19 protein-coding genes are annotated in these 19,317 nt (G+C 32.9%); 4 read left to right on the top strand and 15 right to left on the bottom strand.

Annotation, left to right across the window (positions count from 1 at the left end; all coding sequences use genetic code 11):
* Nucleotides 1-47 precede the first annotated feature (47 nt).
* The 3 genes from NSS86_RS09505 to NSS86_RS09515 all read right to left on the bottom strand — a co-directional run bounded on the left by NSS86_RS09505 (nt 48) and on the right by NSS86_RS09515 (nt 3,496).
* Nucleotides 48-1,658 (bottom strand): CTP synthase, encoded by a 1,611-nt coding sequence (locus NSS86_RS09505; protein WP_000159960.1) that lies wholly within the window; start codon nt 1,656-1,658, stop codon nt 48-50.
* A 335-nt stretch (nt 1,659-1,993) separates the two neighbouring features.
* Nucleotides 1,994-2,524: a DNA-directed RNA polymerase subunit delta gene (gene rpoE / locus NSS86_RS09510; RefSeq protein WP_000701483.1), complete on the bottom strand. Its 531-nt coding sequence runs from the start codon at nt 2,522-2,524 to the stop codon at nt 1,994-1,996.
* A 111-nt stretch (nt 2,525-2,635) separates the two neighbouring features.
* Nucleotides 2,636-3,496, bottom strand: coding sequence for a GNAT family N-acetyltransferase (locus tag NSS86_RS09515; RefSeq protein ID WP_001040743.1), 861 nt, complete (start codon nt 3,494-3,496; stop codon nt 2,636-2,638).
* A 424-nt stretch (nt 3,497-3,920) separates the two neighbouring features.
* On the opposite strand from NSS86_RS09515, the gene coaW reads away from it, so the two are divergent.
* Nucleotides 3,921-4,724: a type II pantothenate kinase gene (coaW, locus tag NSS86_RS09520; RefSeq protein ID WP_000862728.1), complete on the top strand. Its 804-nt coding sequence runs from the start codon at nt 3,921-3,923 to the stop codon at nt 4,722-4,724.
* A 130-nt stretch (nt 4,725-4,854) separates the two neighbouring features.
* Here the strand turns inward: coaW and NSS86_RS09525 are convergent, their stop codons facing one another.
* The 3 genes from NSS86_RS09525 to NSS86_RS09535 form a co-directional block, all read right to left on the bottom strand.
* Nucleotides 4,855-5,526 carry a DUF2750 domain-containing protein gene (locus NSS86_RS09525; protein WP_000120549.1) on the bottom strand — a complete coding sequence of 224 codons (672 nt, stop codon included), beginning with the start codon at nt 5,524-5,526 and terminating at the stop codon, nt 4,855-4,857.
* A 398-nt stretch (nt 5,527-5,924) separates the two neighbouring features.
* Complete coding sequence (locus NSS86_RS09530; protein WP_000183717.1) at nt 5,925-7,118, bottom strand: hypothetical protein; 1,194 nt, start codon at nt 7,116-7,118, stop codon at nt 5,925-5,927.
* The gene (locus NSS86_RS09535; RefSeq protein ID WP_001291497.1) at nt 7,118-8,302 is read right to left on the bottom strand and encodes a M20 family metallopeptidase; all 1,185 of its coding nucleotides are present in this window, start codon (nt 8,300-8,302) and stop codon (nt 7,118-7,120) included. Before NSS86_RS09535 ends, NSS86_RS09530 begins: the two co-directional genes overlap by 1 nt.
* A 310-nt stretch (nt 8,303-8,612) precedes the next feature.
* Between NSS86_RS09535 and NSS86_RS09540 the strand changes: the two genes are divergently transcribed.
* Nucleotides 8,613-9,083 carry an S-ribosylhomocysteine lyase gene (locus tag NSS86_RS09540; protein ID WP_000164421.1) on the top strand — a complete coding sequence of 157 codons (471 nt, stop codon included), beginning with the start codon at nt 8,613-8,615 and terminating at the stop codon, nt 9,081-9,083.
* 151 nt (nt 9,084-9,234) lie between these two features.
* On the opposite strand, the gene NSS86_RS09545 is transcribed toward NSS86_RS09540, so the two are convergent.
* The 3 genes from NSS86_RS09545 to deoC form a co-directional block, all read right to left on the bottom strand.
* Nucleotides 9,235-9,585, bottom strand: a complete 351-nt coding sequence (locus NSS86_RS09545; RefSeq protein ID WP_001024035.1) for a membrane protein — start codon at nt 9,583-9,585, stop codon at nt 9,235-9,237.
* 13 nt (nt 9,586-9,598) lie between these two features.
* The gene (locus tag NSS86_RS09550; RefSeq protein ID WP_001242298.1) at nt 9,599-10,900 is read right to left on the bottom strand and encodes a pyrimidine-nucleoside phosphorylase; all 1,302 of its coding nucleotides are present in this window, start codon (nt 10,898-10,900) and stop codon (nt 9,599-9,601) included.
* 278 nt (nt 10,901-11,178) lie between these two features.
* Nucleotides 11,179-11,841, bottom strand: a complete 663-nt coding sequence (gene deoC / locus NSS86_RS09555; RefSeq protein WP_001083318.1) for a deoxyribose-phosphate aldolase — start codon at nt 11,839-11,841, stop codon at nt 11,179-11,181.
* A 313-nt stretch (nt 11,842-12,154) separates the two neighbouring features.
* Here deoC and deoD point away from each other — a divergent pair, with 313 nt between their 5' ends.
* A complete protein-coding gene (gene deoD, locus NSS86_RS09560; protein ID WP_000160304.1) occupies nt 12,155-12,865 on the top strand; it encodes a purine-nucleoside phosphorylase in 711 nt (236 codons plus the stop codon).
* A 120-nt stretch (nt 12,866-12,985) separates the two neighbouring features.
* On the opposite strand, the gene NSS86_RS09565 is transcribed toward deoD, so the two are convergent.
* From NSS86_RS09565 to NSS86_RS09590, 6 genes are all read right to left on the bottom strand, one after another.
* Nucleotides 12,986-13,429 (bottom strand): Dps family protein, encoded by a 444-nt coding sequence (locus tag NSS86_RS09565; RefSeq protein ID WP_000070866.1) that lies wholly within the window; start codon nt 13,427-13,429, stop codon nt 12,986-12,988.
* Nucleotides 13,430-13,628: 199 nt separating this feature from the next.
* Entirely contained in the window at nt 13,629-14,042 is a 414-nt protein-coding gene (locus tag NSS86_RS09570; RefSeq protein WP_001123303.1) for a thiol-disulfide oxidoreductase DCC family protein, read from the bottom strand.
* Between the two features lie 456 nt (nt 14,043-14,498).
* On the bottom strand, nt 14,499-15,872 hold the full coding sequence (locus NSS86_RS09575; RefSeq protein ID WP_000123398.1) for an EVE domain-containing protein: 1,374 nt from the start codon (nt 15,870-15,872) through the stop codon (nt 14,499-14,501).
* A gap of 671 nt (nt 15,873-16,543) precedes the next feature.
* Nucleotides 16,544-16,774, bottom strand: a complete 231-nt coding sequence (locus NSS86_RS09580) for a hypothetical protein (protein WP_000808817.1) — start codon at nt 16,772-16,774, stop codon at nt 16,544-16,546.
* Between the two features lie 30 nt (nt 16,775-16,804).
* Entirely contained in the window at nt 16,805-17,743 is a 939-nt protein-coding gene (locus NSS86_RS09585; RefSeq protein ID WP_001127960.1) for a type I phosphomannose isomerase catalytic subunit, read from the bottom strand.
* A 435-nt stretch (nt 17,744-18,178) separates the two neighbouring features.
* The gene (locus NSS86_RS09590) at nt 18,179-18,844 is read right to left on the bottom strand and encodes an SDR family oxidoreductase (RefSeq protein ID WP_001024095.1); all 666 of its coding nucleotides are present in this window, start codon (nt 18,842-18,844) and stop codon (nt 18,179-18,181) included.
* A gap of 151 nt (nt 18,845-18,995) precedes the next feature.
* Between NSS86_RS09590 and czrA the strand changes: the two genes are divergently transcribed.
* Nucleotides 18,996-19,316: a Zn(II)-responsive metalloregulatory transcriptional repressor CzrA gene (czrA, locus tag NSS86_RS09595; protein WP_000003759.1), complete on the top strand. Its 321-nt coding sequence runs from the start codon at nt 18,996-18,998 to the stop codon at nt 19,314-19,316.
* Nucleotide 19,317: the final 1 nt, after the last annotated feature.

Raw genomic sequence — 19,317 nt, forward strand, 5'->3', positions numbered from 1 at the left:
GGTACTTTCAATGTTTAACAATGAAAGTACCGGTTTTATTAGCAAATTTATTTATTTTGTTGATATTTTAATGAAGCTTCAATAAATGATTTAAAAATCGGGTGCGGACGATTTGGTCTAGATAAGAATTCTGGGTGGAATTGACAAGCAATAAAGAAATCATTTGTCGGAATCTCTACCATTTCTACTAAACGTCCATCTGGACTTGTACCAGAAATTACCATACCATTTGCTTCTAATTGTTCTCTATAGTCATTATTAAATTCATAACGATGACGATGTCTTTCTTCAATTTCCGCTTTACCATAAACATCTTGTGCCAATGTGCCTTCTTTAATAGAACATGGATATAAGCCTAAGCGTAATGTACCACCTAAATCTTCGATATCTTTTTGTTCTGGTAATAAATCTATAATTGGGTATGGTGTTGCTGGGTCTAATTCAGCTGAATGTGCGCCTTCAAGTCCTAATACGTTTCTTGAAAATTCAACTGTTGCAAGTTGCATTCCTAAACAAATACCAAAGAATGGTACATTGTTTTCTCTAGCATACTTAATTGCACTAATTTTACCTTCACTTGCACGGAAACCAAATCCACCTGGTACTAAAATACCGTCGACATCTGCAAGGTATTCGGCTGCATTTTCATCTGTTACTTCACTTGAATCAATCCATCTAATGTCAATATCTTTGGCAAAAGGATATCCAGCATGTTTCAATGATTCAACAACTGATAAATATGCATCTTGTAAGCTAACATATTTACCTACTAAACCAATTGTAATTTTACCATCTAAATTATTAACGATATCTAACAACTGTTTCCATTCATCAAGCTGTGTTTCATATTTCGCGTTTAATTGTAAACGTTTAATAACGATATCATCCATATTTTGTTGGCTTAATTGTAATGGAATTTCGTATAAAGAGTCTGCATCACGACATTCAATAACACTTTCTTTATTAATGTCACAGAATAATGCAATTTTATCTTTTAAATCTTGTGTCATTTCATATTCAGTTCTTACAACGATTAAGTCTGGTTGAATACCTAAGCCTCGTAATTCTTTAACACTATGTTGTGTTGGCTTCGTTTTCATTTCTCCAGCAGCTTTAATATAAGGCAGTAATGTACAGTGAACATACATAACATTTTCTCTACCTAAATCGCTACGAATTTGACGAATCGCTTCAATAAACGGTAATGACTCAATATCACCTGTTGTACCGCCAATTTCAGTGATAACAACGTCTGCATTCGTACTTTCCCCTGCAAGTAATAAACGTTCTTTAATTTCATTTGTAATATGCGGAATAACTTGAACTGTTCCGCCTAAGTAATCACCACGACGTTCTTTTTTCAATACGTGTGAATACACTTTACCGGCTGTCACATTTGAAAACTTGTTTAAATTAATATCAATAAATCTTTCGTAATGTCCTAAGTCTAGGTCAGTTTCTGCACCATCATCCGTTACGAATACTTCACCATGTTGATAAGGACTCATTGTACCTGGGTCAACATTTAAGTATGGATCGAATTTTTGAATTGTTACATTTAGACCTCTATCTTTTAATAATCTACCTAGAGAAGATGCTGTAATACCCTTCCCTAATGATGAAACTACGCCACCTGTTACAAAAATAAATTTTGTCATGTCTTGACCTCCTAATTATTAAAGGGAATGCTTCCTCATCAATTGTAAAAATTACGTAAAACATAACATTAAAGCAAGCTCATTCAAGTTGTTTATTTGTCGAATTCGACAAAATTAAATTCTGTTTACTTACCGTTTCCATACTGCTATGTCACTATGTATATCATTTACAACTTTGATTTTTGCGTTATCATTTCTTGATTTACTCAATTAAATAAAAAAACGCTCCCTCTCACAAATTCTGTAAGGGGAGCGTATAAATTTTATACACGTGTCCTATTTAAAGGAGCCCGAATAAAATTTTATCATCTTTCAACTAAAAGTCAAACAAAAAATTAATCGTTGAAGTCTTCTTCGTCTTCAAACACTTCTTCGTCTTCGTCTAGTTCATCTTCATCTTCTTCAATGACTATATCCGAATGATTGATTTCTTCTTCAACCTGCTCATCTTCTGGATCATTTAGTTCTTCTTGATCATCTGTTTGAGCTGGAATATCATCGTCGTCATCCATTTCATCTTCGCCCAATAATTTTAAGTTTTGATCTTCTTCATCATCTGCATCCAGAATATCGAATTTTTGAATAGTTGGTGCGATTTTCTCTTCAATATCATCTACCGAATACCAATCACGTAATCCCCATAAATTTTCTCCAACATTTAAAAAACGACCATCTGTGTTTAAATCTGTGTAAAATTGTACAACGCGATTTTCAATTTCTTCGTACTCATAATCACCTAACGCTCTAAACTCATCGATGATATCATATAAGTTCATAGTTTCGCCTTTATCATTCAATAATGTATAAGCCATATCAATAAATGATTTTTCATCAACCATTTGTTTTGTATAATCTTGAATTTTCATTGCCCAATACTTCCTTTCGAAGGATATAATCTAAATTTATACGTCTGAATTCATTTATATATAGTAACAAAACTAAATTATAAATGACAATATCATATTTCGCAATCACTGTTAGTAATTTAAATATTTTTCAAAAACGACATAATCATCAGTTTGTTCGATTTCAACGAAATTACTATTTAAACATAATGGTTTAAAATCATTATTCTCTCCAAACAGAATCATCGTAATCACATTAAGGTTGTCATAGTTTTTTCTTAAGTAAGTTGGCAATTGTCGCAGCGCACTTGAACCAATACCATTAAAGCGATATGATTTATCCACTTCAATAGCAGCAATGTTCATGCGTTCACCAATCTGCTCCAATGCGATAAAGCCAACCTTTTGGCCATCAATCATTAAATTAATGATATGTACATTGGTCACTTCTGAACGACTTTCTTCTTCAAGCTTTAATGACGAAACATGTTTTGAATCTAAGTCCAAGTAATATAGTCGTTCTTTGCCAATTGGTCCTTCTTCTTTAGTCGCTGTATGCATGAATCCAGCACGTTCGTATAGGTTCCAAGCATTGTCATTTTCCGCATCTACTACTAGATATAGATGATTAAAATCAGGAAATACACCTTGAACATATTGCGGCAATGACATCATTATTTTCGTGCCATATCCAAAACCTTGATATTTTTCATTAATCGATAATGAACGAATATAAACGACATTTTCAGGTGTATCATAACCTTCATGCTGATAGTAACGATGTAATACAAAAAAGCCCACCACTTCATTTTTATCGTTTATTGCTACGTTAGCAATCCTATCAACATCATTAATTGCATCATCAATAACTTCTTTAGGTAAAGATGAATATATTTGTTGTCTTTCATTCAAGTCAAAATCATTAATTGCTGAACGATATTGTTCATCAAATGCTTTTAAAGTGATACCTTCAAAACAAAGTTCTTTAGCCATATATTTAACCCCTATCTTTTTATATATGAAGCATGAATCCCCATATTATTTTACCTATTATTTCACTACGATACCATTATTTACTCTAAGTTAAATAAATTACTTATTTATATTTTTTTAAATTTCAAAATTAATGTGCTATTCCTCATTACTCATCATTTTAATCAGAGACTTACAAATACACTGCGTACGAACTACTTTTAATATTGCGTCACTAACTAACAATCCTATACAACTTCAAAATTCCTAGAAAATAATATATATAACTTAACGTCTACGTTTGTAATACATTAATTGCGATGCGCTTACAATATCGAAATACAATGGCATCAAATTTGTTAATAATTACTATTATTACTTGTTTTTTAGTCATTTTACTATACTATTATTTAAGGATAGACATTAATAATGAGGTGGGAATCTTATGAAAGTTGGCATTGACGCTGGCGGTACACTAATTAAAATCGTTCAAGAGCAAGATAACCAACGTACTTTTAAAACTGAATTAACTAAAAATATTGATCAAGTTGTGGAATGGTTAAACCAACAGCAAATTGAAAAATTATGCTTAACTGGAGGTAATGCAGGTGTCATTGCTGAAAACATCAACATTCCTGCACAAATTTTTGTAGAGTTTGATGCTGCATCTCAAGGACTAGGTATTTTGTTAAAAGAGCAAGGCCATGACTTAGCAGATTATATTTTTGCAAATGTTGGTACCGGTACGTCACTACATTATTTCGACGGCCAATCACAACGTCGTGTAGGCGGTATCGGTACAGGTGGAGGCATGATTCAAGGACTCGGTTATTTACTAAGTCAAATCACTGATTATAAACAGTTAACTGACATGGCACAACACGGTGATCGTAACACTATCGATTTAAAGGTTAGACATATTTATAAAGATACCGAACCACCCATTCCCGGTGATTTAACAGCAGCTAATTTTGGTCATGTACTACATCATTTAGATGCTGATTTTACACCTAGCAATAAATTAGCAGCCGTTATTGGTGTCGTTGGCGAAGTTGTTACGACAATGGCCATTACTGTTGCACGTGAATTTAAAACTGAAAATATCGTTTATATCGGTTCTTCATTCCATAATAACGCTTTATTACGCAAAGTTGTGGAAGATTATACTGTGTTACGCGGTTGCAAACCGTACTATGTTGAAAACGGCGCATTTTCAGGTGCTATTGGTGCATTATATTTAGGTAAATAGAAAAAGACCATTTATATGCGCGTTGTTTTAAATAAACGCTATATAAATGGCCTTTTATTTTATGGTCTACGTGTTTTGGAATACGTATTGTTCCATTTATTATCACTTAATTACTTACAACTCAATTCAATTAAAATGTAAGTTCATTAGACAATTTTTGCGCTGAAACAATTGTACCAACCACGCCAGTTTTTAAATCTATTGCAACGGCTTTATGATCATCTCTAAGTTCATCTAGCCATTCTCCGAAAACAGAACCTTCAATCGTAATTAAATCACACTCTTCAAAATCTTCATCTCGAACTTTTAACGCTCTGTTTTTAATACTCCATACAGGCATAATATGCGGCTTTTTTTCGTCGCTATCATTTTCACTAATGAGAATAAACTGCTTACTACCTTTTTTAGTTAAGCCGTATACTTCATCATATTTTGCTACATCTTGGACAAATTCTTTGATTCTAATTTTATCTAATTCCGTCATCACTTCTTGTGTAACAGCTACAACGTTTAGTAGATGCCCTTCTTCTTCCATTGTTTGATTCATAATAATATGGTCTTGTTCATCAAACAATTCATCTAATTCATAAGTAGCAAAACGATCAACGTCCATTTTTACAACTTTATCAAATGGAATATCACGACTTGTTAAAAATGATACGGCCACACTTTCTTCTGTCCAAACGCCTACATACGCTTCACTTTTATAATTTAGGCGTACTAGTTTTTTATTTTTAGAGGCGAAATAAATACATTCATTTATTAATATATCTCTAAAGAATGGATATGCTTTATAAGACATGCTTGACCCTCACTTTTTAAAATATGTCATACATAAAATAGTAAATGACTCCAACAAGTTAGTCAATTAGACATATTATGAATTCAATTTAATGTCATGTTTTTCATTTTAAAAATTCAATAGCATTAAATTTTACGTATACACAAATTCGGTCTATAACACGAAACATATCTAGTTACTAAAAATTTCAAAACGATAACCTTTAGTATACCTTTATCAACAAAATGGCAACTCTTATAACATAGTGAAATAAAAGTCGCCATTTAATATTAGTATTACAAAGTATTGCCATATCATAAATTTAATTACTGTTGACTAGAATCGAAAAAAGCTTGTTACAAACGCATATTCAGTCAACTACTGGCAACACAACATTGTAGCGCCTTATGTTCCGAACTCTAATAGTGTTCAAGTTCAGCTAAAAATGCGCGTTCATTCTCCAGTACTGTTTCTTTTGAATCACCATGCCAAATACAGCCAAACCTTGATTTAACTTTATCTTCACCGTACCAATCACCATCATAATAAGATAACGGGTATAAACTACCTTCTTTGACATATTTCAAAATCGTATTGAAGAAATGTGTGTTATCACCTTTTGAATGATAACTATAAAACTTTTGATATCCTGAATTCAACTCGTTAGCAAGTAATAACATGCTCGTTGAACCATTTTGTCTAAAGTTTAAATCAATCGCATAAACGTTATCATCCTCATCGACGAGTAGGTCAAAACCAGCTACACCAAAGAATCCTTGATTCACACCGTTTTCCATAATTTGTCTACCTGCTTCTATAACGTGCTCTGGTACATTAGTAGTATTTTCATTTCCGTTATAAAATCCGTACTTATCCGTTAATTGCGTTGCCGCACCAAGATATTGAATGCCTAGCGATTCCGAGTATGCAAACTGAACGCAATAATTCGCTTTTTCTTCAATCTTCTGTTCGATAATAAGCGAATTCGTTTCAGCAGTTGCCTCTTTAATACGCGTTATCGCTTTTTGTAAATCTGCATCATGATAACAAATCATAACGCCATAGCCACCTGCTGTCGGAAGATCATCTCCCGGCTTAATTACTAACGGGAATTCCCAATTCTTAATCTCGTTTTCGAATTGCTCAATTTTTACAACTTTTCTTTTTGGTAAAAACTTCCCATTTGTCCATTCAGGTATTCTTGCTTTATTATTTAAAGCAACAAATAACGTTTTATCTAATGCATAATATTGCTGATTCAAGATTGTTTCATCATGAATATATTGAAAATAAATCTTTTTATTTTCCTTATGTGCCAATTGTTTGATCAAGTTTTCGTAAGATTGCTGATTGTTAAATGTAAAAATTGAGTTCGGTACTTCCTTACCAATAACTTGAAATAGCTGATGCAATTTGTCTGTCGCACTAGCTTCGTGAACAATAACAGGTAATTGATTTGCTATTAATAACTCCCTACCAGTTAAAAAATTAGATTGATGTTCGTCCGGTTTCAACCATGGATTCGATATATACGAAGGTCTTGACGTATAGACAACATCTTTGTCATATAAATCACTTAACGTTAAGTTCGGCTCATTACCATTATTTGTCATTACTTCCCATTCCCTTTCAAATGCGCATGCTCTTCAATAATGTCTTGATAAACGTCTTGATTTGTAATTAACTCTAACCCCATCAACGCCATTATTTTAGCACCTTTAATTAATGCTTCATCACCATGTACACTCGCAGCCGCCTCTCTAAATCTATGCGTATGTCCTACTAAATTACGTGATCCTATTTTAATATGAGGATGTATTGTTGGCACAACATGACTTACGTTCCCTGTATCCGTAGAGCCATAACCAAAATCATCATCAATAACTGCTTCACCAACTTCTTCAGCATATTTAGCAAATAAATCATCTAATTTCGGCGTTTTAATGAATTCATTCACACCGTTTTGAATTGGACCAAATTCATAATCACAACCAGTCTGTATCGCAGCTCCACGTGCGATTTGATTTACTTTTTCTGTTAATATATCCAATTCTTTACGCGTCATTGCTCTAGTATAAAAACGAGCATGTGTATAGTCTGGAATAATATTAGCTGCTTTCCCGCCATCTAAAATCACACCATGCACACGTTGATCTTTTTTAATATGTTGTCGTAGTTGTGCTACACCATTAAAATAACTAATCATAGCGTCTAATGCATTTAACGCTTCATCTGCATTTTCAGAGGCATGAGCACTTTTTCCGTAAAATTTAACATCTAAAACATCCACTGCCAAAGTATCAATCGTTTTATAAGTTTCATTTCCCGGATGAATCATTAAGGCAATGTCTATTTGATCAATCACACCAGCCTTGACATAAGAAGCTTTAGCGCTACCATTTTCCCCACCTTCTTCAGCTGGACATCCAAGAACGACTACTTTACCACCAATTTGGTCAATCACTTGCTTCAAACCAATTGCACCAAGCACACTTGCAGTTCCAATGATATTATGACCACAAGCATGACCCAACCCTGGCAAAGCATCGTATTCTGCTAAAAAACCTATAGCTGGCCCGTCAAGACCTGAATCATATGTCGCTATAAACCCAGTTGCATGCCCAGCAATCTCGGTTTCAATTTCAAAATCATGCTCTTTCAAACGATCTATTAAAGTTCGAGACGCAAATATTTCTTCATTACCAAGTTCAGGACGTTCATGAATTCTATGACTGATTTCGATATAACTATATTTATTTGTTTCTATATAATCGAGAATTTGTTGTTTTTCACTCATTTTTTACTATCTCCCTTTTACCCTACACTCATTTTAATCATCCACAATATTTTGTTCTTTCAAAATGAATTATTACTTATTCTATCGGTTTTATCTCATGATGTCATCTAGTTTTTCTTTATTTACAAAATTTTCTAATAACTAAAAGCCTTTCATAAATTTATAAAACAGTTTCAAATTGTAAAACATAAGCCCTATTGTTACAATTTAAGTATTGTTAGAAACACAACTTACAACAAACTTAAGTTTTATATTGCAACAAATCATAAGCGTTTTATAGTTTTGAGTAGTAAATAGGAGGAAATTCAAAATGACAAAAATGAATGTTGAAAGTTTCAATTTAGATCATACTAAAGTGGTTGCCCCATTTATTAGATTAGCGGGAACGATGGAAGGATTAAACGGAGATGTCATTCACAAATACGACATTCGTTTCAAACAACCAAACAAAGAACATATGGATATGCCAGGACTACATTCATTAGAACATTTAATGGCTGAAAATATTAGAAATCATAGTGACAAAGTTGTTGATTTAAGTCCTATGGGTTGCCAAACTGGTTTCTATGTATCATTTATTAATCATGATAATTATGATGATGTATTAAATATTGTTGAAGCAACTTTAAATGATGTGCTAAATGCTACTGAAGTGCCTGCTTGTAATGAAGTACAATGTGGCTGGGCAGCAAGTCATTCATTAGAAGGTGCTAAAACTATCGCTCAAGCATTTCTAGACAAACGAAACGAATGGCATGATGTTTTCGGTACAGGAAAATAAATCTTAGTCAATCAAGTTAATCAGAAAAGCAGTCGAACAATGATGTTACAATCGCCATTGTCCAACTGCTTTTTATTATGCTTCAAAGTCAAAAAATCGAACAAATGAAAAAGTAAAATCTTTAACATTTGTCCGATTTATTTGAGAACCACTATAATTTCTTAATTAGTCCCATTAACACGAACTGCATAGGTAACCTTAAATATAGTTGCCATGTTGGCAATTGTTTATCTCCTAAAGGTAACTTTTTAACTGCCATATAGATATTAGCTGGGAATACAGCTAGCAAGAATAGATTGATTGTATTTTTCAAGCATTGAGATGGTCTTTTAATTAAAAGTGCAAGTCCAAATAATATCTCAAAGATTCCTGTAACAAGAACCGCTGTTTTTCGAAGTGGCAAACATTTCGGTATGATATTTCTAAATTGTCGTTCTCGTGTAAAATGCAATACACCTATTACACTAAAACCTATTCCTAATAAATATCTTAGTATGTTCAATCAGCTTCAACTCCTACTCTGTAATGATTTTATGAATTAATGTAGGCGATACAACATGATCAGCAATTGTTATGCTTGAATCTAATTTTTTAACAACATCGTCTACATCTTGGCGATTACTGTGAATCGTTAATAATGATTCTCCTTCTTCTACTTTATCACCAATTTTTTTATTTAAAACAATACCAACCGCTAAATCAATATCATCCTCTTTTGTTAAACGTCCCGCTCCTAACATCATCGAAGCGACACCTATATCGTTAGAGACTAATTCAGTCACATAACCTGATTTTTTAGCTTTATATTCAATTTGATATTGAGCTTGTGGCAAACGCTCTGGATGGTCAATAACAGTTTCGTCGCCACCTTGGTTTTTAATAAATGTTTTGAATTTTTCTAATGCTGCACCTGAATTAATTGCCTCAATTAGCAACGCTCTCGCTTCTTCAAGCGTTTCAGCTTTGTTTGCAAGTACAACCATTTGAGAACCTAATGTTAATACAAGTTCTGTTAAATCTTTCGGACCTTGTCCTTTCAACGTATCAATTGCTTCTTGTAACTCAAGCGCATTGCCAATCGCACGTCCAAGTGGCTGATTCATATCAGAAATAATCGCCATCGTATTACGTCCCACATTATTACCAATACGTACCATTGCGTGCGCTAATGCTTCAGCATCTTCTAATGTTTTCATAAATGCACCGCTACCAGTTTTTACATCTAATACAATTGCATCTGCACCAGCAGCAATCTTTTTACTCATAATTGAAGAGGCAATTAATGGTATTGAATTGACAGTACCAGTAACATCCCTTAAGGCATATAATTTTTTGTCTGCAGGAGTTAAATTTCCTGATTGTCCTACAACTGCCACTTTATTTTCATTAACCAATTTCACAAATGTTGCTTCATCTATTTCAACATGAAAACCATCAATTGCTTCTAATTTATCAATCGTACCACCTGTATGACCTAATCCACGCCCACTCATTTTTGCAACAGGAACATCTACAGCTGCTACTAATGGTGCTAAAACCAATGTAGTTGTATCTCCTACACCACCTGTTGAGTGCTTATCTACTTTGACACCTTTAATATCACTCAAATCTATCATATCACCAGAATTAACCATAGCCATCGTTAATGCTGCACACTCATCATCATTCATATCTTGGAAATAAATCGCCATTGCTAAACTTGATGCTTGGTAATCAGGAATATCCCCTTTAACATAGCCGTCAATAAAGAAATTAATTTCTTCCGTTGTTAGTGTATGACCGTCACGCTTTTTCTCAATAATGTCTATCATTCTCATTTTTATCATCCTTTTCTTAAAAAGCTTAGGACAAAGCATCTGCGCTTTCTCTAGTCCATTTTTAAAAGCACAAGCGAAAATTATTATAGCAAGCTATCGATTTCATTTTTAATATCACAATTTCAATGCGATGTTATTATTCTTAAATAGATTGGTTATAACGTTAAAGTCCCTATTAAATTATCTTAGAATCATCATGGCATTTATGATGTCTTAAAGCTGATATCGACATACTTATATATGGTTACGATGTCCCATGCTTACATATTTTTATAAAATTAGTAATCTGAATCTGCTTCTAAACCTTGCATAATTTGAACGCCTGCGCTCGCACCAATACGTGTCGCACCTGCTTCAACCATTTTATTGAAATCTTCTAAATTACGTACGCCACCTGATGCTTTTACTTCTACATCAGCACCTACTGTATCTTTCATTAATTTAACGTCTTCTGCAGTCGCACCGCCACCTGCAAAACCTGTTGAAGTTTTAACGAAGTCCGCACCAGCCACTTTTGTTAATTCACTCGCTTTTACGATTTCGTCATGGTCCAACAATACCGTCTCAATAATCACTTTTACTGTGTGACCTTTCGCAGCTTTCACCACTGCTTCAATGTCTTGTTGTACATCATCAAAACGTCCATCTTTTAATGCGCCGATGTTGATGACCATGTCAATTTCATCTGCACCATTTTGAATCGCATCTTCTGTTTCAAATGCTTTCGTCGCAGTTGTCGATGCACCTAATGGGAATCCTATTACCGTACAAACTAACACCTCTGAATCAGCTAGTCGCTCTGCTGCATATTTAACATGCGTTGGATTCACACATACAGATTTAAAATGGTATGCTTTCGCTTCATCGATGATTTGATCGATTTGCGTACGTGTTGACTCAGGCTTCAATAAAGTGTGATCAATCAATTTTGCACTATTCATTTCTATCTCCTCCTTTATGGTTGATTATAAAAATACGGTTGTAAATTAGTTGATTGAGCGTCAGGTTCATTTAAATATCAGGTTAGATGTTCGCTTTTTATGTAACCGCATACATATACTATTACATTAATTCATTTCCCATAAACAAACAATACAATTGAACGTGATATCTTCATTATGAACGATGACTTGACAACAAGCTAATCAGGATTATATTTTTATAATTCTTTAATTCTATAGTACAAAAATTCGCAAAAAAGGGAAACAAATGTTATCTTAAAATTATTAATGAATATTAAGGAGAAGATAACAAATGACAAAAGGTACACCACATATTCAACCAAATGGAGTAAAAATTGCTAAAACAGTATTAATGCCTGGCGATCCGCTACGCGCAAAATATATTGCTGATAATTTTTTAGAAAATGTTGAACAATTTAACGATGTACGTAACATGTTTGGTTACACTGGTACATATAAAGGTAAAGAAGTTTCTGTAATGGGTTCTGGTATGGGTATTCCAAGTATTGGTATTTACTCATATGAGTTATACAACTTCTTTGATGTAGATACAATCATTCGTATCGGTTCTTGTGGCGCATTACAAGAAAATGTTAACTTATACGATGTTATTATTGCACAAGCTGCATCAACTAATTCAAATTATGTAGATCAATACAATATTCCAGGTCATTTCGCGCCTATCGCTGACTTCGAGTTAGTAACTAAAGCTAAAAATGTCGCTGACCAAATCGGTGCTACTACACACGTAGGTAACGTATTATCTTCTGATACATTTTACAATGCCGATCCAACATTCAATGATGCTTGGAAAAAAATGGGTATTTTAGGTATCGAAATGGAATCAGCTGGTTTATATTTAAATGCGATTCATGCTGGTAAAAAAGCACTTGGTATTTTCACAGTAAGTGATCATATTTTACGTGACGAAGCTACTACACCTGAAGAACGTCAAAATTCATTTACACAAATGATGGAAATCGCTTTAGAAATCGCAGAGTAACTTATTTAAATTGACTTTAATTGCTCTTTAACAATGCGATTAAACTCAAAAAGCCAACACATTCTGGGCGTATCCCCATTTATGTGTTGGCTTTTATTTATATTATTACTTATCTGTAGATTAGCTTAAGTAAGATTTAAACATCCAATTATGTTTATCTACTGATGTTTGCATACCTATAAACATATCTTCTGATACATCATCGCCAGCATTACCAGCAATTTCGATTGCGTTTTCTAATTGTTTTGAGATATTTGTGAAGTCTTGTGATAATTCTTCAACCATTTGTTCTGCAGAGTAACCTTTCGCAGCTTCTTTAACAATTGATTGCTCTAAGCATTCAGTTAATGTACCTACAGGGTTTCCTCCTACCGCTAAAATTCTTTCAGCTAATTCGTCTACATATTGGCTTGCTTCATTATATAATTCTTCAAATTTAACGTGTAATGAGAAGAAGTTAGGTCCTTTCACATACCAGTGGAAATTATGTAGCTTTGTGTAAGCTACTGTCCAGTTTGCTACTTGTTGATTCAATTCTTTTACAACATCTTGTTGATTACTCATATTTAATACACTCCTTAAAATTGTCTACGTCTTGCTTGTTTATATTAATTATTATATTATAATGATTCTAATCTGTAAAGTGTTTTTACTCTCTTTTTTATAATTATTCTAATCTAAATGTAAGGTGTTCCGCTTTTTAAATGTCTAAATTTTAATTCATCATCTAGTATATCCATTATCAATTAGCAAGTATGTTTTATCAATCAGTAAGTTTTACTTTCGCATTATCATCTAAAAAGAACGATTTTTCATAATCATTTGGTTGGTGCCATGTTGTTTTCCACATTCTATTTCTATTATTAGCAAACATTCGATAACCGAAATTACGGACTGGTTTAGGTACAAGCCATAAACCTACGCCCAATAATTTAGTTCGATTAGGTAGTGCTGTGATTAGTTTAATAATCGCCTGCGATTCAAAATATATACGATCACCTTTCTGTAAAATCACACTATTTTTATTTGCCGCTTCTGGATGTTGTTTAAAAAATTGTTGTCCAACTTCACCTTTTAACGTGGCAAATTGATAATTTCTTGGTAGGTCATGTTGAATTAACCAAATGACATAGTTATAACAATATATACAGTTTCCATCATAATATACGATTGGCATAATTTATTCGCTCCTTTAATAGTACTTATAGTCATTTTTCCTAATTTAAAAACATTTAAACAAGGTTGTCACTTGATAAGTCCTCGCGACACGAAATTGCCATAAAATTTATTTTTCAGTTTTATATTTATTGTATAATGTATTTTTTATTTACTTTAAATTTCTCAATCTACAGTGTAATCTTATTTCTTATTATTAACTTAGCGTTTGGTCATTCGTCTTATTCAACATACGACTGGAAAACTCATATAAAGTTTTAATTCAGTAACATAAATTCATTTATATTCATATACTGTCTTTATTATTTATTAAAATAAAAACGAGCAATCTATCATAAGCTCTTAATTAGCTCTTATGGTTGATTACCCGTCATTTTTCTTTATGCGGTTATTCAAATATGCAATTATGCAATTTTTAATCCTATCCTTACTTCTTTTCAAAAACTACCATATATCATTAGTCATGTTTGACTTTGACTATACGTGTGTATTTTAAAAACTGCTCTGAATATTTCTCCTTAATTTCCTCTAAACTGTCATATGTAATACCTACAATATGCCAATTAGGATTGAAATAATAGAAAGAATCTTTTTGTCGTGACCATTTAATCATATTACCGTCTTTATTATAACGTGGTAATGTTACTTCATAGCCTTCTAACACATTAATATACGTTTGGAAAATGTCTGTATCTATACGATTAAAATTGTCAATAACTAAATAACTTTTATCCTTTTTAGGCATTAATTGAGTAATAAACCCTTCACGATAGTATAATGCCCCTGTTTCATTTGGTAAATACTTGCCATAAAGCATATCTTCTGAAAAATCAGGATGACCTGTTGTTATAACAGGATTTGCATTCGCTTTTTGCAATAAGTCATTAGCCGCTTTTAAGCCCTCTTCTTTTCGATCTACAACAAGTAAAATAAATGGCTTTAACGCTTCTTCTTTTTCACTTTCAAGCATATCTGGTTTTTTAACCATTTCAAATGGAGATTTCAATCCATTATTATCGCTCATTTCAATAATTGCATCATACTGTGCTTGTGACATACTTGCAATAGCCTGTTTTGCATTTTCTTGAAGGAAATATAAATTTTTCAATTTAGGATGCTTATTTAATGTACTTAATGTAATCGGCGTAATGTCTTTCTCATAAGACACTTCAATCACTGTACTATTTGTTCTACCAGGAATTGGTGGTTTTTCATGAATATGCTTTGAAACTTCTCCAATTCCAACGACAGATTGATTTTTCGTTCGATTATAAAAAATAATATTGTCGCCTTCTTCTAACTGAGTATAAAAATGATAACCATTACGTTTAATACCGTTGTACGTGTGCGTATAAATCGTATATTGGTTTCCAGGTTCAAATTCTTCAGTTTCAGCTAAAAAGAAATAACGTGGTATCTTAATTTCGCCTTTACCAAGACCACTTATTAAATCAAACTCTTCTGCAGTGATTTGGTTGAACAATGTCTCTTTCATATTACTCATACGAAATTCCAAAGCTTCACTACGCTTTAAATAATCAGCTGTTAATGGTTTCAATTGTTCATTAAAACGAAACTGTACACGTATTTTATTTTGTGCACCTGTTTCAACACTAATAATTTCACCACATCCAAGTAGTCCAGTATCCGTCTGAACTTGATAAAAGATGACTTGATCTCCTACTTTAGCCTTTTTAAACGCTCTAAATCCTTGAGATGGGTTAAAATGTGCGCCTGATTCAAATAAAGCTGTTTGTCCTACTAACGGTTCATTATGATTCCAACGGTTATATCCACAATTCAACCAAAAATAATTCGTTTCTGCTGTCATCTTAATACTCCTTAACCTGAATAAATTTTAGAAACACTATGAATTACATTCTTTTAGTGTTTCTTATGCAGTTGGACGCGTATGCGAACAACTGTATACCCTTTGTTCACTGCGATTTTAATCGCATTTCCTATAACATTGTAGCGCCCAGGACATTAATTTACGTCCCAGACCCTTATCGTTTTCACTTCTAAGTAAGTCGAACTATTTTGCTTTACAACAAGTGCGACTCTAAATACAGTTGGACACACATACGAGCAACTGTATACCTTTTAATCAGTTTTCTATATTTTATTTATTATATCTGTCTTAATGATAAAAATTGTTACAGACAGTTTAACATATTTAGCTACCTATTTTGCATATAAAAAACATGCTTGCATACACTATGCAATAAAAATTACAAATTTATATATGATACCACTATGCTTGCTTATCTCTATAGCGCCATTGATACACATTTTTAAATATCTATACTGCCGTTAGAATTTTATCATGTCTTAATTTTCATTAAATATTAATTACTTCATTTTATATAAACCAACAAAAACCCCCTCACTACTATGCAAGTGAGAGGTTATGTTGATGTGCTTTATTTTCATCAATGTCATTAACACGATCATATTTCTTCTGTTAATGCACTGTACTTTATTCAAACGCGCTATCGACAATTAATTTGAAGCTACAAAGGTACCGCATAATGGCAGCACATTAATTAACAATGCGCTAAACTTTAATGAGGCGCTGATTTGCTTGTCTTTAAAAGTCAACATAGCACTGATAATTCCTAAAATAGCTACTATACGTGGAATTGTCATGCTCGGATACTGCGGTATATGTAAGAAAGCACCAAGACCTGCTATCACACCACATACTAACGCAATATATAGAAATTGCTTCAAATCATTCACTCCTAAATTGTTATTACACTATTACACATAGCTAATCATCAATGTGAAATCGCCTTCAAAGACACTATCCAAATCTTCAGAAGTCAAAATAAAGTTTGTACCAGTAGTCAGTTTGAAAATTTCACCATCGACAATCATTTGTCCTTCACCTTCCAACACTGTAACTAAACAGAACTCTCTAGGCTTCATATAATTTAACGTGCCAGAAATTTCCCATTTAACCAATGTAAAGAAATCATTCGATACAATGTGTGTACACTTATGGTTTTCAATAATTTCACTTTCAGGCAAAATATTAGGTAATGGTGCATTGTACTGAATAACGTCTAAAGCTTTTTCAATATTTAACGGTCTATCATTATATTGATTATCTTGACGATTGAAATCATAAAGTCTATATGTAATGTCTGACGATTGCATCGTTTCGTATGCTAATATTCCTGAAGAAATAGTATGTACTGTTCCTGCTGGAATAAAATAGAATTCTCCAGGTTTTACTTTAATATATCTAAGTATCGACTCTATCGTTCCGTGTTGAACATGATTCGCAACTTCTTCTCTAGACTCTGCTAATGTCCCTATAACTATTTCTGCATCTTCTTCTGCATCTATAATATACCAACATTCAGATTTGCCATATTGCCCGTTTTCATGCTCATAAGCATAAGAATTATCAGGGTGCACATGAATAGAAAGTGATTCTCTTGCATCCACTATTTTAGTTAGAAGCGGAAAATCTTTGCTTGGGAAATCACCAAACAATTCACGATGTTCTGACCAAATACGGTCTAATGTTTGACCTTGATATGGTCCATTAATAATCTCGCTCGTACCATTTGGATGTGCTGACACACACCAACATTCCCCAGTTGTATCATTGTCTAATTGATATCCAAACTCACTTAGACGTTGACCGCCCCATAATTTTGTTTTTAAAATTGGTTGTAAAAATAATGGCATTGTTGCACCTCCATTGTGATTAAGTAAGCAATAGAACTCTGATGTTGTTGTTCCATTATATTTTGATTTTGTTCTCATTTACATCGTATTATAAACTTCCACATTTCAAATTAACTATTAGTGATTGTACCATATTTACTAACATTGCAGTACTGCCAATTAAAGCGCTTCACTTAAATTTACAGTACTTTAACATTTTTAAAAATTAATAGCATAGAGATTATCTCTCTCTTACATTTGTACACATTTCCCTTTAAATTTACTCGCCCATTATACCAATTAATAAACAACTTTAATAGTTGTGCCATACATTGTTCAAATTCTTTGTAAAATGCATAGACAATACGTACTTATTCATACTTATAATTCATCATTTTCAAAAAAATAACGAGTTACGAAAACGTAACCCGCTTCAAATCATATTTACTATCCTTATTAATCCTTTTCAATTTCAAATTGAGTTAAAGCATCTTTAATGTCCTGCTCACCACTAATAATTTGAAACTCTTGGTGATTAAAATGATTGGATGTGACAATTTCTTTTAATACTGTCGCAACATCTTCTCTAGGAATTTCACCTTTACCATCAAAATATTGTGCAGCTTCTATCTTTCCAGATCCTGCTGCATTTGTAAGTGCCCCTGGATGTAAAATTGTATAATTCAAACCTGAACGTCTTAAATAGTCATCAGCGTAATGTTTAGCTATTGTATATGGCTTTAAATCACCGCTATCATCAAAAGCCTGACGTCTCGAATCATATGTTGAAACCATGACATAGTGTTTAATATTAGCCTCTTTACTCGCAATCATTGATTTAACAGCACCATCTAAATCGACAATAATTGTTTTATCTGCACCCGTGTTCCCTCCAGAACCTACTGAAAAGATAACTTTATCGAATGGTTTAAACGTCTCAGTTAAAGTCTCTATTGAATCATTTTCAACATCAACAAGAATTGCTTTCATACCTTGTGATTTTAACGCATTAAGTTGATCTGATTGCCTAACACCAGCAGTAAATGGTACATTTTCTTTTGCTAATTGTTGCACTAGTAACGAACCTACACCGCCATTAGCACCTATAACCAAAATATTCATTTACAACACTCTCCTATTTATTATTCTCTATGCCATACCACTTTATGAGATATGTAAAACTTGTTACAACTATAAAAATCAATTGACATACTACTGGGAACGTATTAAATTAATATATGAACAAATATTCATATGAAAGGATTGTCATATAATGTCAGAACAATATTCAGAAATAAATACAGATACATTAGAACGCGTAACTGAAATTTTCAAGGCATTAGGCGATTACAATCGAATACGTATCATGGAATTGTTATCAGTCAGTGAAGCAAGTGTTGGTCACATTTCACATCAATTGAATTTATCTCAATCAAATGTCTCGCACCAATTAAAATTACTTAAAAGTGTGCATCTTGTGAAAGCAAAACGACAAGGCCAATCAATGATTTATTCATTAGATGACATCCACGTAGCAACTATGTTAAAGCAAGCCATACATCACGCGAATCATCCTAAAGAAAGTGGGTTATAAT

The organism is Staphylococcus sp. FSL W8-0056 (assembly GCF_037963075.1).
In the GTDB taxonomy this organism is placed as follows: Bacteria; Bacillota; Bacilli; order Staphylococcales; family Staphylococcaceae; genus Staphylococcus; species Staphylococcus aureus.

Bases quoted from the DNA above. Each gene is read 5' to 3' on its own strand.
- czrA (WP_000003759.1), top strand. From the start codon at position 18,996: ATGTCAGAACAATATTCAGAAATAAATACAGATACATTAGAACGCGTA.
- NSS86_RS09570 (WP_001123303.1), bottom strand. From the start codon at position 14,042: ATGCCAATCGTATATTATGATGGAAACTGTATATATTGTTATAACTAT.
- NSS86_RS09525 (WP_000120549.1), bottom strand. From the start codon at position 5,526: ATGTCTTATAAAGCATATCCATTCTTTAGAGATATATTAATAAATGAA.
- NSS86_RS09590 (WP_001024095.1), bottom strand. From the start codon at position 18,844: ATGAATATTTTGGTTATAGGTGCTAATGGCGGTGTAGGTTCGTTACTA.
- NSS86_RS09540 (WP_000164421.1), top strand. From the start codon at position 8,613: ATGACAAAAATGAATGTTGAAAGTTTCAATTTAGATCATACTAAAGTG.
- NSS86_RS09530 (WP_000183717.1), bottom strand. From the start codon at position 7,118: ATGACAAATAATGGTAATGAGCCGAACTTAACGTTAAGTGATTTATAT.
- NSS86_RS09505 (WP_000159960.1), bottom strand. From the start codon at position 1,658: ATGACAAAATTTATTTTTGTAACAGGTGGCGTAGTTTCATCATTAGGG.
- rpoE (WP_000701483.1), bottom strand. From the start codon at position 2,524: ATGAAAATTCAAGATTATACAAAACAAATGGTTGATGAAAAATCATTT.
- NSS86_RS09515 (WP_001040743.1), bottom strand. From the start codon at position 3,496: ATGGCTAAAGAACTTTGTTTTGAAGGTATCACTTTAAAAGCATTTGAT.
- NSS86_RS09535 (WP_001291497.1), bottom strand. From the start codon at position 8,302: ATGAGTGAAAAACAACAAATTCTCGATTATATAGAAACAAATAAATAT.
- NSS86_RS09585 (WP_001127960.1), bottom strand. From the start codon at position 17,743: ATGCCATTATTTTTACAACCAATTTTAAAAACAAAATTATGGGGCGGT.
- NSS86_RS09565 (WP_000070866.1), bottom strand. From the start codon at position 13,429: ATGAGTAATCAACAAGATGTTGTAAAAGAATTGAATCAACAAGTAGCA.
- deoC (WP_001083318.1), bottom strand. From the start codon at position 11,841: ATGAATAGTGCAAAATTGATTGATCACACTTTATTGAAGCCTGAGTCA.
- coaW (WP_000862728.1), top strand. From the start codon at position 3,921: ATGAAAGTTGGCATTGACGCTGGCGGTACACTAATTAAAATCGTTCAA.
- NSS86_RS09550 (WP_001242298.1), bottom strand. From the start codon at position 10,900: ATGAGAATGATAGACATTATTGAGAAAAAGCGTGACGGTCATACACTA.
- NSS86_RS09575 (WP_000123398.1), bottom strand. From the start codon at position 15,872: ATGACAGCAGAAACGAATTATTTTTGGTTGAATTGTGGATATAACCGT.
- deoD (WP_000160304.1), top strand. From the start codon at position 12,155: ATGACAAAAGGTACACCACATATTCAACCAAATGGAGTAAAAATTGCT.